This is a genomic window from Ureibacillus sp. 179-F W5.1 NHS (assembly GCF_045369345.1).
Lineage (GTDB): Bacteria > Bacillota > Bacilli > Bacillales_A > Planococcaceae > Ureibacillus > Ureibacillus halotolerans.
This window is the reverse complement of the sequence record NZ_JBIQFG010000059.1, coordinates 1-13,422: the sequence shown is the minus strand read 5'-3', so window position 1 is coordinate 13,422 and position 13,422 is coordinate 1. Positions and strand designations below refer to the sequence as shown.

The 13,422-nt window shown below is 35.3% G+C and carries 12 protein-coding genes and 1 pseudogene; 6 read left to right on the top strand and 7 right to left on the bottom strand.

Annotated elements, in window-relative coordinates:
• The first annotated feature begins 75 nt into the window (after nucleotides 1–75).
• Nucleotides 76–513: a DNA polymerase beta superfamily protein gene (locus tag ACH0B5_RS16665; protein WP_406928153.1), complete on the top strand. Its 438-nt coding sequence runs from the start codon at nucleotides 76–78 to the stop codon at nucleotides 511–513.
• A gap of 64 nt (nucleotides 514–577) precedes the next feature.
• On the opposite strand, the pseudogene ACH0B5_RS16660 reads toward ACH0B5_RS16665, so the two are convergent.
• From ACH0B5_RS16660 to pgeF, 5 genes and pseudogenes are all read right to left on the bottom strand, one after another.
• Nucleotides 578–768 (bottom strand): annotated as a pseudogene (locus tag ACH0B5_RS16660) (small, acid-soluble spore protein, H family).
• An 11-nt stretch (nucleotides 769–779) separates the two neighbouring features.
• A complete protein-coding gene (locus tag ACH0B5_RS16655) occupies nucleotides 780–950 on the bottom strand; it encodes a YfhD family protein (protein WP_341362880.1) in 171 nt (56 codons plus the stop codon).
• A gap of 99 nt (nucleotides 951–1,049) precedes the next feature.
• A complete protein-coding gene (locus ACH0B5_RS16650) occupies nucleotides 1,050–1,661 on the bottom strand; it encodes a hypothetical protein (protein ID WP_341362879.1) in 612 nt (203 codons plus the stop codon).
• Between the two features lie 226 nt (nucleotides 1,662–1,887).
• Nucleotides 1,888–3,297, bottom strand: coding sequence for a LysM peptidoglycan-binding domain-containing protein (locus tag ACH0B5_RS16645; RefSeq protein WP_122973082.1), 1,410 nt, complete (start codon nucleotides 3,295–3,297; stop codon nucleotides 1,888–1,890).
• Between the two features lie 144 nt (nucleotides 3,298–3,441).
• Nucleotides 3,442–4,206 carry a peptidoglycan editing factor PgeF gene (gene pgeF, locus ACH0B5_RS16640; RefSeq protein WP_122973081.1) on the bottom strand — a complete coding sequence of 255 codons (765 nt, stop codon included), beginning with the start codon at nucleotides 4,204–4,206 and terminating at the stop codon, nucleotides 3,442–3,444.
• A 426-nt stretch (nucleotides 4,207–4,632) separates the two neighbouring features.
• On the opposite strand from pgeF, the gene safA reads away from it, so the two are divergent.
• Entirely contained in the window at nucleotides 4,633–5,241 is a 609-nt protein-coding gene (gene safA / locus ACH0B5_RS16635; protein ID WP_122973079.1) for a SafA/ExsA family spore coat assembly protein, read from the top strand.
• 89 nt (nucleotides 5,242–5,330) lie between these two features.
• Here the strand turns inward: safA and ACH0B5_RS16630 are convergent, their stop codons facing one another.
• Complete coding sequence (locus ACH0B5_RS16630) at nucleotides 5,331–8,420, bottom strand: efflux RND transporter permease subunit (RefSeq protein ID WP_122973077.1); 3,090 nt, start codon at nucleotides 8,418–8,420, stop codon at nucleotides 5,331–5,333.
• Nucleotides 8,421–8,515: 95 nt separating this feature from the next.
• On the opposite strand from ACH0B5_RS16630, the gene ACH0B5_RS16625 reads away from it, so the two are divergent.
• A complete protein-coding gene (locus ACH0B5_RS16625) occupies nucleotides 8,516–9,355 on the top strand; it encodes a TetR/AcrR family transcriptional regulator (protein ID WP_122973076.1) in 840 nt (279 codons plus the stop codon).
• A gap of 42 nt (nucleotides 9,356–9,397) precedes the next feature.
• Here ACH0B5_RS16625 and bcaP read toward each other — a convergent pair whose 3' ends face one another.
• Nucleotides 9,398–10,789: a branched-chain amino acid transporter BcaP gene (gene bcaP, locus ACH0B5_RS16620; protein WP_122973075.1), complete on the bottom strand. Its 1,392-nt coding sequence runs from the start codon at nucleotides 10,787–10,789 to the stop codon at nucleotides 9,398–9,400.
• A 250-nt stretch (nucleotides 10,790–11,039) separates the two neighbouring features.
• Here bcaP and tatC point away from each other — a divergent pair, with 250 nt between their 5' ends.
• The 3 genes from tatC to ACH0B5_RS16605 all read left to right on the top strand — a co-directional run bounded on the left by tatC (nucleotide 11,040) and on the right by ACH0B5_RS16605 (nucleotide 13,327).
• Nucleotides 11,040–11,780: a twin-arginine translocase subunit TatC gene (gene tatC, locus ACH0B5_RS16615; protein ID WP_122973073.1), complete on the top strand. Its 741-nt coding sequence runs from the start codon at nucleotides 11,040–11,042 to the stop codon at nucleotides 11,778–11,780.
• 21 nt (nucleotides 11,781–11,801) lie between these two features.
• The gene (gene tatA / locus ACH0B5_RS16610; protein WP_122973071.1) at nucleotides 11,802–11,999 is read left to right on the top strand and encodes a twin-arginine translocase TatA/TatE family subunit; all 198 of its coding nucleotides are present in this window, start codon (nucleotides 11,802–11,804) and stop codon (nucleotides 11,997–11,999) included.
• Nucleotides 12,000–12,139: 140 nt separating this feature from the next.
• Nucleotides 12,140–13,327: a chromate transporter gene (locus ACH0B5_RS16605; RefSeq protein WP_122973070.1), complete on the top strand. Its 1,188-nt coding sequence runs from the start codon at nucleotides 12,140–12,142 to the stop codon at nucleotides 13,325–13,327.
• Nucleotides 13,328–13,422: the final 95 nt, after the last annotated feature.

Below are 13,422 nucleotides of genomic sequence, written 5' to 3'. Positions count from 1 at the left end.
AGTTAGGATTATTTTCATATAAAAGTGGCTCACTTTTCAACTGCGATGGTGGCTCAGTTTTAGCTTATCAAATACATGCAATCAGATGTGTTTTCATCGACTGCTAGCCTACATCACTATTTGAATGTAGCGAATAATAACTACAAAACATATCTTCAACGTTCTACAGTGAAAGTTAAAATCTATCTTTATGCCATTAAGTCTTTACTGGCCTGTAGATGGATTGAAAAGTTCCAAACAGTTCCCCCTATCGCCATTTTAGAATTGCTGCCTATGATGGACAATAAAAAAGCGAAATGGGAAGTGGAACAACTGTTGAATCGAAGGAATTCAGAGGTAGGAATCGAATTAATAGAACCCATTCCCGTTTTGAATCATTATATAAAAGATGAATGTATGCGTATAAAAAGTTATATTCAGACGGTAACGGAAGAACAGAAGAATTCTACGGAGAAGTTAGATCACTTATTCAGACAAACTTTAAAAAAGGTATGGACTTTAAATGAATCTTGAGTGAGTGTTTCTGAGTATGAAAAGAATCGCCCCACTAGATACTATAATCCAGTGGGATGATTCTTTATTGAACGAGGTACTCCTCTTTAAGTTCTGAAATGGCTACTTCAGAACGTTCTTCGAGGGAACGTCGTAAATAACAGTAGCCGTCTTCCCATCGTCATGAAGTTTATCGATCCACACGGAAACACCATTATAGCTGACTTCATATTCCTTTGGGGAAGCATATATTTCTTGGGCACGATTGTAGTCCAATTGAATCCCTCCTATTTTTTGTTTCGAGTGTTATGTTTCGTATTTTCAACTAAATGGTGAAGTTCATCTAACTCTTGAGCAACTTCTTCTCGCATCTTACCAGGAGCAATTTTTTCTGTTTTTGGTGTTTGTGGTAAGGAAGCTTTATTTGTACCTTTGCTTTTACTATCATCTCTTCCCATAAGAAGTTCTCCTTTCGATTGGATTCCTTTTTAATATGGCTTAGGAATCGTTTTTTATCACAAAAAAATACACAACAACTAGTGTTGTGTACGCATTTTTTACTCTAACGGAATTCCTGCTTTTATTGAAAACTCATCTACTTGATATAACCATTCTCTAAGCAACCTTCTTGCTTCATCCAAACCTTGATTCGCTTCAGTCATTGTGTCCATACTTTGCTGTTCTATAGCGGAAATCATTAAAGTAAAGGAATTATATTGAATATTGGCTGCTTCAATATACTTTTCATGGAGAGCTTGAATTTCCTTGTTTTCCGGCATAATTGCTTCTAAGTCCGCAACAAATTGACGATAGCCAGGAATGACTTCATCTAAAAGGGTATAATATAAAGCTTCATCATTCGTATAATTTACACCGGTTACACTATCATATAAACCGATAATTCTTTCTTCTTCTACTGCTAGTAACATCATTTCATCTAAGTAATCTGAAAAGGCTTGAGCAAACTCTTCATCTGTACTCGGAGCAGTAGTCTCACTGTTTGAAGAAGTACCGGTCTTAGTTTCAGTTTCAATCTTAGAATCTGTTTTCGTTTCAGTAGTTGTTTCTTCATTCTTCGATTCTTTAGATTCTTCCTTTGAATCGGAAGTACTACAACCAACTAAAAAAACAAAGGTTACCATTGAAAGAAAAAGTAATAATCTTTTCATGTGACTCCTATCCTCCAACGAAATAAAAACCGCTGGATATGCTTTTTTGTAAATTGCATTCTTTATAGGATAATCAAAGTTTTGAAATGTGTTACTGATTTTTCCAATGGATCCCCTGTTTAAATTGTTAAAAACATTAAAAAAGCTGGATGAGGCAAATTTTTTTATGCCTGATTCCAGCTAAAAATATTTCATATTTGATGATTTCCCTTTAATAATTCATAGTTTATTCTTTTCGAATGGCAAAGTTGGAATTTAATAAAGCCCAATTTTGTGGATAATCATAGCCTAATGCCCAATAACTAATTCCTCTTAAGTTATACTGTTTAACCATGTCAAATTTTGCTTGGGCGCTACGTGCATCTTCAAACCATACTTCATGCCCTTGTCCTTGTTCATCAACATAGCGGAAAAATGGAGATTGGGCGGTATTATCGTATTGAATCGTTGCATTATATTGGGTAGCACGTCTAATGGCTTCTTGAGGACTAAAGGTTTCAGCCGTTGCACCTTCAACATGAGGGATTTTCCAATCCCTTGCATAAATTTGAAAGCCTAAATAAATTTTATTAGCTGGCATAACAGAAAGGGCGTATTCCACAACCCTTCGCATCTGGTTGGCTGGAGATATCGCTTGTGGGGAAGCCCCTCTCCACCCCCATTCATAGGTCATAAGAATAACGAAATCCACTATTCTTCCATGGGCTTCATAATCATGGGCAGTATATAATAAGCCTTCCTGTTCTCCACTTGTTTTAGGTGCGACAGCGGTAGAAACAAAATAACCCCTAGGATGCAATCGATCAACAGCCAATTGAAGAAATTGGTTATAGTTTTCCCGATCCTCCGGTAAAACATATTCAAAGTCGATATTTAACCCTTTATAGCCCTTTTCATCCATCAATTGAAGTACATTTGAAATCAGTTTTTCACGCAGTTCAGGATTGGATAAAATAGTATTAGCTAAGTTTGTGCCAGTAGATGTTGTGGATAAATTCGTAATAGCTAACATAGGGGTTACATTCTGGGAGTTAGCAGCGTCTATCATCAATACATCTTCAAAGGGCTCTAATGTACCATCTTCTTTAATCAAATAGGCAAATGGGCTTAAGTAGGTGAGCAAATAACCTATTTCATTGACGGTTTGAGCTGCTTCTTCATCCTTTTGATAAGTATATGCATTGACTTCAATTAAAGGTTTTCTTCTTGGAATAATTAATGGTGTCCCGATGTAAATGAGGTTTTGATTTTGTAATGAATTAGCGTTAAGGATGGATTGGATCATTGTACCATATTGATTGGCTATTTGATATAGTGTTTGACCTGATTGGACATAGTGGATGATTGGTGGAATGTATATTGTAACGCCTGGATACAAAAGATTTGGGTTCGTTATTTGATTAATAGTTAAAATAGATTGAATCGGAATACTGTACCGTTGGGCGATGGACCATAAAGTTTCCCCTGCTTGAATGGTGTGTGTTTCTACAGCTGTTGGGATGACTAAAGCCTGCCCTATTAACAATTTGTTTAAATCCGGTAATTGATTTATTTGTTGAATTGCATTTATCGAGACATTATATTGATTCGCAATTTCCCAAAGCGACTCGCCAGAACGGACAACATGAATGAGCAATACATAGCCCCCTTAGAAATGCTAGAGTAAAATAATATATGTTTTCTATAGGATCATTCATGAATAATAACTATAAAACGACATTTTTCAATAAGAAAACTACTTCGTTTACTTTAACGAAGTAGTTCAGCCAAGAAATGATCATTAGTTTCCTTTTTTCATAATAAAACTTAAATGTCTTCCTGATTTTTTATTTTCTCGATAGGAAAAGCCATCTGGATGATGGAAAGTACATGTTAAATCCACTTTAACGTTTTTCGATGGAATTCCAACTAGTTCACATTGTTTTTTTACAGTTTGTTGGTTATCGATATGGTATTTGTTTGTTTCATCTTTAAAATAAATAAACTCATCGGCGTAACCTAAATCCTTGAACTTTTTGTAAACATCTTCATCAACTTCAAATCGATCTTGACTTATAGCAGGTCCAAGTATGACCTTTATATCATTCGGGTCATTTTGTTCGTTATTAATTAAGTGGTCGAATACTTTTAATGTAATTTCTTTAATAGTCCCCTGCCATCCAGAATGTATAACTCCAATAAGTCCGGTTGTTTCATTATAAAAAATAACTGGTACGCAATCTGCTGTAAAGGTACAGAGCAGTGTATTCGGTTCATACGTATAAAGGGCATCCGTGTTAGAAATCGCATCATCTACACTTCTTGCCCCCCTACCCTTATCTTCCACAGTGACATGATGGACATTGGCACTATGGGTTTGATTAGCACAAACGAAGTCTTCCACATCACAATTTAAAAAAGATGCTAATTTTAATCGATTGTTCAGTACATTATCGACCTTTTCACATACATGTAAAGCCATGTTATTTTGTTCAGGTTCTTCTTGATCTTTTAATGTAGTCCCCATTATGAATTGAGGGTTATTTAAATATATTCTCGTTTTCATTCCATCACCCCATCCCCATCATATTATATAAACAGTCGTTTCATCAAAAAATGAATCTAGAGAAAGATTCATAGATTCCTATTTATGTTCAAGTTATGGATAGGATTAACTTTTTAAAATGACAATTTGAAAAGAATATACCTATCTAGCTTACTTTTATCATAGACATAATTTCTAAAAACTATTCATTTTTTGCCAATTAAATTTTTAATTGGTTGCCAATTTCCAACCGAAAAATTTTCCTATTACAAAATGGTATCAAATTTAACGGAAAAGAATATTGGAAAAATAAGAATGTATATAGAGTGATAGGTCAAAATACTTTCTTTGAAACAGTTTCGTAATAATCTATCCATAATTTTATTAATGATTTTCTCTATTAATCTCTTGTACTATAAAAATACATAAAACAGGAGGTATATATCGATGTTTAAAAACTTGAAAAAAGGCGTTATCGCTACTGTTCTTGGAGCATCTCTATTAATACCAGCAACCGCTTTAGCGGCTAATTCATATACAGTAGTGTCAGGAGATTCCCTATGGAAGATTGCAGTGAAAACTAAAACTGGAGTGCAAGAATTAATCGATGCGAATCCACAGTTAGCGAATCCTAACTTAATTTACCCAGGTCAAAAAATTAACGTACCTGAACAAGAAGGACAAGCAGTAGAACAAGAAGTTGTACGACTTGTAAATGTAGAACGTGCCAATGCAGGTCTACCTGCTTTAAAAAGTGATTGGGAGCTTGCTAGAGTAGCGGAACATAAATCACAAGATATGGCAGACAAAAACTATTTCAGCCATACTAGTCCGACTTATGGATCACCATTTACAATGATGAAAAACTACGGTATTACATATAAATCTGCTGGTGAAAATATTGCTCAAGGGCAAAGAACAGCTTCAGAAGTAGTAAAAGCATGGATGAATTCCGAAGGCCATCGAGCAAATATTTTAAATAGAAATTTCACCCACATTGGTGTAGGTTATGTTGCAGATGGTAACTACTGGACACAAATGTTTATTCAAAAATAATATAAGAATTGAAGTCGGGAACGATAGGTTCTCGGCTTTTCTATTTATTAAAAAAGGTGACCCATAAAGGGACACCTTCTTACTTCGTATTAATCTTCTCGAATTTCGTTACGTTTTTTCTTTAACATTTTAGAAAGCGTTTCGTAAACAATTGGAACGATGACTAAAGTTAATAGTGTTGAACTTAATAAACCGCCGATAACAGTGATTGCAAGGTCTGCAGACATAAGACCTCCGCCACCACCAATACCAATTGCCATTGGTAACATAGCACCGATTGTTGCGATTGCCGTCATTAAGATTGGACGTAAACGAGTTGCACCCGCTTCAAGAATAGCTTCACGCATGGATAAACCATCACGTTCCATATGAATAATACGGTCTACAAGTACGATTGCGTTTGTTACAACGATACCGATTAACATTAATAGACCCATCATTACTTGGACAGAAATCGTATGTCCTGTAATAAATAATCCAAGGAACGCACCAATTACAGTAAATGGTAATGAGAATAGAATTGCAAATGGTGCTAAGCCTTCACCGAATGTTACAACTAAGATGAAGTAAACAATACCGATTGCTGCAATCATGGCTATTCCTAGTTGAGTGAATGTTTCAGCCATATCAGCTGCCACACCTGCTACACCAGTCGTTACACCTTTTGGTAAGTCAAGGTTTTCGATTTTTTCATCTGCTTCAGATGTTGCAACCGAAATATCATCACCAATAATCGTACCTGAAACTGTTGCATAATATTCACCAGCTGAACGACTTAATGTATTTAAAGTTGTTCCTTCTTCTACAGTTACTAATTCAGATAATGGGATTGCAGTTCCTGTAGCTGTTGGAATTTCCGTTTCTAATAGTTGTTCTAAAGATTCTGGAGCCGTTTTTGCTTCGCGTTGAACAATAACTTCAATTTCATCTCCATCATTTTCAACCGTTGTTAACACTTCTTTTGTGCCAGAATTATTTAAAGCCATTACGATTTGAGCAGTAGTTAAACCATATTGCAATACGTGCTCTTGATCTACTTTAAACACATTTTCAACATATGGATCTTCCGCATCGCTCGTTACATCTTCTAAGTTATCCACTTCTTTTAAAGCATCTTCTACTTGGTTAACAGCCGTCATTAAATCATTTAAATCTTCGCTGTATAACGTGTAGCTTACTTCATTTGAAGACATAGCTGATGTACTAAAGTTTTGTGATTTCCATTCTCCGGATTGACCGATGTTAAACACATAGTCTTCAATTTCTTCTCTTACTTCTGGGAAGTTTTCCATTTCGTCATCAAAGATTAGGTACATTAATGCACCGCCTCCGCCACCCATCATCATAGCCGATGGATCAGCACTTTCTGAATCTGTAATGGATAATTGAAGAATATCAATGTCATCACGTTTTAATAATTCTTGTTCTACTTCCTTAATGTTCGCTTCAGTTTCTTCCATTAACTCTCCAGTTTTAGGTGTATAAGTTAAATACATAACTTTCTCTTCTGCAGAGCCCATGAAACTAAATCCGATTAAAGGAGTAAGGGCAAGGGAACCAGCTAAAATAATAATCGCAATTACAGAAGTAATTACTTTATGATTTAATGTTTTTTCTAATACGCCTTTATACCATAATGCAAGTTTACCTACTTCTTTATGACTCTTTTCTGTTTTCTCACCATAAAGCTTTTTACGGAATAAGAAGTGGGATAATGCTGGTACGATTGTTATCGCAACAAGCAATGACGCACCTAATGCGAATGTCATTGTTAATGCGAATGGCATGAATAATTCTCCAACCATTCCACCTACGAAAATAAGAGGTGCAAATACAGCAACTGTTACTAATGTAGAAGAAAGAATTGGTTTGAACATTTCAATTGTCGCTTCCCGGATTAGGGCACGACCATGAAGTTTTTCATTTTTTAAGTGCATACGACGATAAATGTTTTCTACTACAACGATGGAGTCATCGATAACACGACCGATCGCTACCGTAATGGCACCTAACGTCATAATGTTTAACGTAATATCTAACCAGTTTAATAGCAATAAAGCCATAAAGATAGAAACTGGAATTGAAATGATTGAAATAATAGTAGATTTAAAGTCGCGTAAGAATAAAAGAATTATTAATACGGCGATTAAACCACCGAACACTGCTTTTTCTACCATTGAAAATACGGAATCTTCGATTGGTTCAGCTTGGTCTAAAGATATATCGACCTGTAAACCATCAATTGCAGCTTCTTCTTCTTCAATTAAATCTTTTACAGCGTTTACTACAGTAACAGTGTTTGCTTCTTGGCCTTTAACAATTTGGATTGCAATGGCATCTTCGCCATTTGTACGAGATACGGATTGAACTTTACCAACCGTTTCAATTGTCGCGATATCACCAAGTTTAACAAAAGGTACTGGATTTTCAGCTGTAGGTGTTACTGGAATAAGCATTTCTTTTAACTGATCGACGGTTTGAATATCGCCGTCAACTGCTACTGCTTCTTCACCTTCAACAAATTCATATAGACCTAAAGATAGGGCCATGTCACTGGATTGAACCATTTGTTTAACAGTATCTTCTGTTAACCCAAGGGAAGCCATTTTTTCTTCGTTATAAGTGAATTCAACTTCCTCAATATGCTGCCCAGTGATAGTAGCTGAAGCTACACCATCAATTTTTTCGATTTTTGGTAATAGAATATCTTCAACTGTTGAAGTTAATTCAACAATGTCTTCTTCTGTACTACTAATTGAAAGAGCAACAACTGGCATCATATTCATACTAATGGCCATAATAGAAGGCTCTTCCACTTCTTCTGGTAATGTAACATTATCAATCGCGGATTCTAACTGACGTTTTTTCTCATCCATATCAACGCCGTAATCATATTCAATTTGAATTTGGGAAACGTTGGATGATGAGTTTGAATATACAGCTTTGACATCTTCAAGACCTTCAACTGCTTTTTCCATCGGTATTGACAGTTCATCCATTACTTGTTCTGGGGTAGCACCAGGGTATACCCCCATTACAATTAAATAAGGAATGGAAATGTCAGGTATGGATTCCATCTTCATTCGCGTCCCTGAATAAATACCTGAAACTGTAATGATAATAGTAAGTAACCATACAGCAAGTTTATTTTTCAGGACAAAATTTACTAAACCTTTCACCTTTACACCTGCCCTTAATTGACTCTTGTATTACAGTTATTTATACTAATGACTAATTAGTCAGTTGTCAAACAAATGGGGTAGGAGTGTTTTAAGTGGTAAAAAAACAACTCATTATGGAGAAAGCGCTGGAATTATTTGCTGAAAACGGTTTCGAAGCGACATCGGTACAGCAAATAACTGAGCGTTGTGGTATATCGAAGGGAGCCTTTTATCTTCACTTTAAATCGAAGGATGAGCTCATTCATAGTTTGATTGATCAGTTTATGAACGGTTTTATAGCAGAAATTGAACGGGTGGTCAGTGAAAGGCCACCGGAAGATTTATTATTTCATTTCCTATATGTCACGTTCGGTGAGTTTCAACAGCAAGCAAACTTTGCAAAAGTATTTGTTAAAGAACAGGTTCTGTCCTTTAATCAAGAACTTTTAGATAGAATGCACATGTATATGACGATGTTAAATAAAATCGTTCTAACAATCGTTCAAAGGCAGTTTGCACATATAAATCATCAGATGCATCTTGATATTTTATTTACGATTAATGGACTAATGAAGGGGTATTCAGAACTATTCTTAATAGATAATTATGCAATCGATTTGAACAAATTGTGCCAAACAATTGTCGAAAAAGTGACAATTGTTGCTGAGTATTCTAAAATTCCTTTTATAACACCAGAATATTTAATCAAAACGGATGTACACCCAACAATTTCAAAGGAACAACTTAACGAATTATTAATGGAAGTACAAGGGGAGATACATGAAGATTCTGTTGTCCAAGAATCTTTAATGATGTTGCAGGAAGATTTAAATAACCCTAAATTAAGTAATACGATTGTTCAAGGGTTACTAAACAATATTCGAGGAAATAGCCATTGTATATGGGTTGCCTATTTATATCAACAATATTTAAAGGACAAAGAGAATAATTAAAAGGAGCTTCTATTGTCAAAGGACGATAGAAGCTCCTCTATTTTATTTCTCATTTAATGTACTATGTTTTCTTCCATATAAGAAGTAAAATACAAAACCGATTACAAACCATATTCCACATGCAATCCATGTATTTATTGATAGCTGAGTCATTAAAAATAAACAAGCTAAGAATGATAAAATTGGTAGCACGGGGAAGAATGGCACTTTAAAGCCACCTGATGAAAGAGCGTTTGTATTTTTCCGTAAGAAAATAATACCTAAAGAAACGATTGTAAAGGCGATTAAAGTTCCCATATTTACTAACTCTGCCAGAGTACCTAGCGGGATAAAACCGGCGCAAAAGGCTACTACTAATCCGAAAATCCATGTATTAATAACGGGTGTGTTATGTTTTGGATTTACTTTACTCATTACTTTTGGTAGTAAGCCATCTCGACCAATGGCAAAAAGTAATCGGGAACCGCCATAAATCATGACGAGGATGACGGTCATCATACCAGTAACAGCACCTAATGAAATTATACCAGCGATCCAATCTTGTCCAACAAGATCGATCGCAAAGCTAACGGGATTACTTACGTTAAGAGTCGTATAAGGAGTGATCCCCGTTAAAACTAGAGACATAGCGATATAAAGTAAGGAACAAACTAATAATGAACCAATGATTCCGATTGGTAAGTTCCGCTGTGGATTTTTTACTTCTTCTGCTGCAGAAGATACTGCATCAAAACCTAAGTAAGCAAAAAATACAAGTGCTGCACCAGAAACAACCCCTTCTACACCAAAGGGCATGAAAGGTTGCCAGTTATCCGGTTTTACATAAAACATTCCAACAACGATGAATAAAAGAATCACACCTACTTTAACAAAAACCATAATTCTATTTACTTTTGCTGATTCTTGCATGCCTAGCGTTAATAAATAGGAAATAATCAATACGATTAAAATAGCAGGAAGGTTTATAAAAGTCCCTTCTGCTAGGTTAAATGGCCCTGAAAGAACGGTAGGGATGGAAATGTTTAATCCTTCTAATAATGAAATTAAATAGGATGACCAACCAGTCGCAACGGAAGCAGCGGCTAATCCATATTCTAATACTAAAGCCCAACCGACAAACCAAGCGATAATTTCCCCAAATACTACATATCCATACGTATAAGCGCTACCTGTTACGGGGATGGCAGAAGAAAATTCAGAATAACACATCCCAGCAAGGGCACAAACAAAAGCGGCTATTAAAAAAGAAAAAACAATAGCAGGTCCAGAATGACTGGCAGCTACTGTTCCAGGGAGTATAAATATACCTGTTCCAACAATTGCACCAACGCCAAGTAAAATTAAATCAGTGGCTCCTAATGTTTTTTTCAGTTGGCCTTCGCCATGTTGATTTAATAAATCGTCTAACCTTTTTTTTCTAAATAAATTCGACAATATTAACACCTATTCTTTTTGAATTATGAAAAAAATATTACTATGAAACTGAAAGTGGGTCAAATATATATTAAAATCAAGTCGAATTTTAACGGAAACATAGTTAATTGCATTCATTTTTTGCAATAATTTTACTATTTTGATCATCTGTTAATAATAAATTTTTTTGACCGTTCATAATGGAACTTCCCATTGGTGCACATAATAATGGCACCAAAGGAGATGTTCTTTATGAAATTTGGTGATAACAATGAATGAAGAGAAGGAATTAACACTAGTTGAGCATTTAGAGGAATTAAGAAAACGATTAATCATCATTTCTATAACATTTGTTTTATCTTTATTATTAGGCTTTTGGCTAGCGCCTAAAACATTAAACTTTATAAAACAGCAGCCAACCGCCACCGTTGTAGATTGGAACATATTCGGTTATACGGATGGGCTCATGATTTATGTGAAATGTGCCCTTATTTTAGCCCTGCTCATTACATTGCCAGTGACTTTATGGCAAATTTGGCTATTTGTAAAACCAGGATTAACAGAAAAGGAAGCGAAGGGTACCCTTTTTTATATCCCAATTTCATTTTTACTATTTTTATTAGGAATTAGTTTTAGTTACTTTTTATTGTTTCCTTTAATGGTCAATTTCTTATCGAATGTGAACACGTCAATTGGTGCAATTGAAACATATGGAATAAAACAATATTTCACATTGTTATTTCATATCGTACTTCCAGTAGGACTCGTTTTTGAATTACCGGTTGTTATATTATTTTTAACCAATGTCGGAATAGTTACGCCCGATAAATTAAAGCGAATGAGGAAGGTTGCTTATTTTATTTTAATTATTATCGGAGTATCTATTTCACCTCCGGATTTTCTATCGGATTTTATCATCGTTGTCCCATTATTATTACTATTTGAGATAAGTATTGGCATATCCAGTTGGTCCTTAAAAAGAAGAGAACGGTTGAACGTCACTTATGAATAAACCATTTAAGGAGGAGTTAAAATGGCAAGTATCGGTGTTCCAGGGCTAATTATCATTTTAGTATTGGCATTAATCATCTTTGGTCCCGCTAAATTACCTCAACTAGGTAAAGCGGTTGGAGAAACTTTAAAAGAATTTAAATCATCCACGAAAGGTGTAATGGATGACGATCCTACAGAAGTAGAAGAAATTGTTGAAACAAGGTCTAAGAAAAAATAATAAAATGCAACGAAGCCCTTCCATATGGATAGGGCTTAAAATGTTTTATATTAAAATTATGTAAATTCCTTTGTTAATGCATTTTCCCTATTATAAAATCTTGCTATGATGAATGGAAAATAAGAGTGGAGATTAACATAATGAACGAGAACAGGACGACATTAAAAACTTGTATCGAAATTTTTTTAGTGTCTTTAAAATTAGGACTAACCTCCTTTGGTGGTCCTATTGCCCATCTAGGATATTTCCATGAGGAATATATTCGTCGTAGAAAGTGGTTAGATGAAAAATCCTATGCGGATTTAGTTGCTCTATGCCAGTTTTTACCTGGCCCTGCTAGTAGCCAAGTTGGTATAGGTATCGGCATCATGCGTGGTGGCTTATTAGGAGGAATTATCTCATTTCTAGGCTTTACGATGCCCTCTGTAGTTGCTCTAATTATTTTTGCTTTAATCGTTGGAGAACTAAATGTAAGTAGCATGGGATGGATTCACGGTTTAAAAATTGTTGCAGTAGCAGTGGTAGCCCATGCCATTTTAGGGATGGCAAAGAATTTAGCACCAGATTTGACTCGAAAAGCTATTGTGATTTTGGCCTTAGCGGTCGTTTTACTATGGCAAACGGTATATGCTCAAGTTGGCGTTATAATAATAGCTGGTCTAATCGGATATTTATTATATAAAGAAACAAGTGAGGATCATGCGGCTAATTTTCAAGTACCAATTAGTAAAAAACTAGGCCTTTTTTGTATTACTTTATTTTTTGGTCTTCTCATCTTATTACCAATTTTAAGGGAAGTGATTGCTTCTCCTTTCATTGCGATGTTCGATAGTTTTTATCGAGCGGGTTCTCTTGTTTTTGGAGGTGGACACGTTGTATTGCCTCTCCTTGAGCGGGAGTTTGTTCCGACAAATTTCATTAGTGAAGAGGCATTTTTAGCTGGTTATGGAGCAACCCAAGCCGTTCCTGGACCGTTATTTACTTTCGCTGCATACATTGGTGCTGTCATGGATGGGTGGTTTGGAGGCATTTTAGCTACTATTGGCATCTTTTTGCCGGCATTTTTACTTGTTCTTGGTATATTACCGTTTTGGGATATAGTACGACGGAACAGTAAAATGAAAGGAGTTTTTATGGGTATTAATGCGGCTGTCGTAGGGATTTTAATTGCCGCCTTTTATAACCCGATTTTTACTTCATCTATTGTAGAATCAATTGATTTTGTTTTTGCTGTTATTCTTTTTAGTATGCTTTCCTATTGGAAGATGTCACCGTGGGTTGTTGTTGTTACCGGTATAATTGGTGGGACATTGTTATCTATGATGTAAAAAAAGAGGCTGGGACAAAACCCACCTCTGAAATGAAAAGCCGGTGAAATTTTACGATAAGTAAAATTTCACCGGCTTTGATTATTTTAAATAAA

What these genes read in the sequence shown, in the direction of transcription:
- tatC (WP_122973073.1), top strand. Translation starts at nt 11,040, where the DNA reads ATGAATGAAGAGAAGGAATTAACACTAGTTGAGCATTTAGAGGAATTA.
- pgeF (WP_122973081.1), bottom strand. Translation starts at nt 4,206, where the DNA reads ATGAAAACGAGAATATATTTAAATAACCCTCAATTCATAATGGGGACT.
- ACH0B5_RS16650 (WP_341362879.1), bottom strand. Translation starts at nt 1,661, where the DNA reads ATGAAAAGATTATTACTTTTTCTTTCAATGGTAACCTTTGTTTTTTTA.
- ACH0B5_RS16655 (WP_341362880.1), bottom strand. Translation starts at nt 950, where the DNA reads ATGGGAAGAGATGATAGTAAAAGCAAAGGTACAAATAAAGCTTCCTTA.
- safA (WP_122973079.1), top strand. Translation starts at nt 4,633, where the DNA reads ATGTTTAAAAACTTGAAAAAAGGCGTTATCGCTACTGTTCTTGGAGCA.
- tatA (WP_122973071.1), top strand. Translation starts at nt 11,802, where the DNA reads ATGGCAAGTATCGGTGTTCCAGGGCTAATTATCATTTTAGTATTGGCA.
- ACH0B5_RS16605 (WP_122973070.1), top strand. Translation starts at nt 12,140, where the DNA reads ATGAACGAGAACAGGACGACATTAAAAACTTGTATCGAAATTTTTTTA.
- ACH0B5_RS16665 (WP_406928153.1), top strand. Translation starts at nt 76, where the DNA reads ATGCAATCAGATGTGTTTTCATCGACTGCTAGCCTACATCACTATTTG.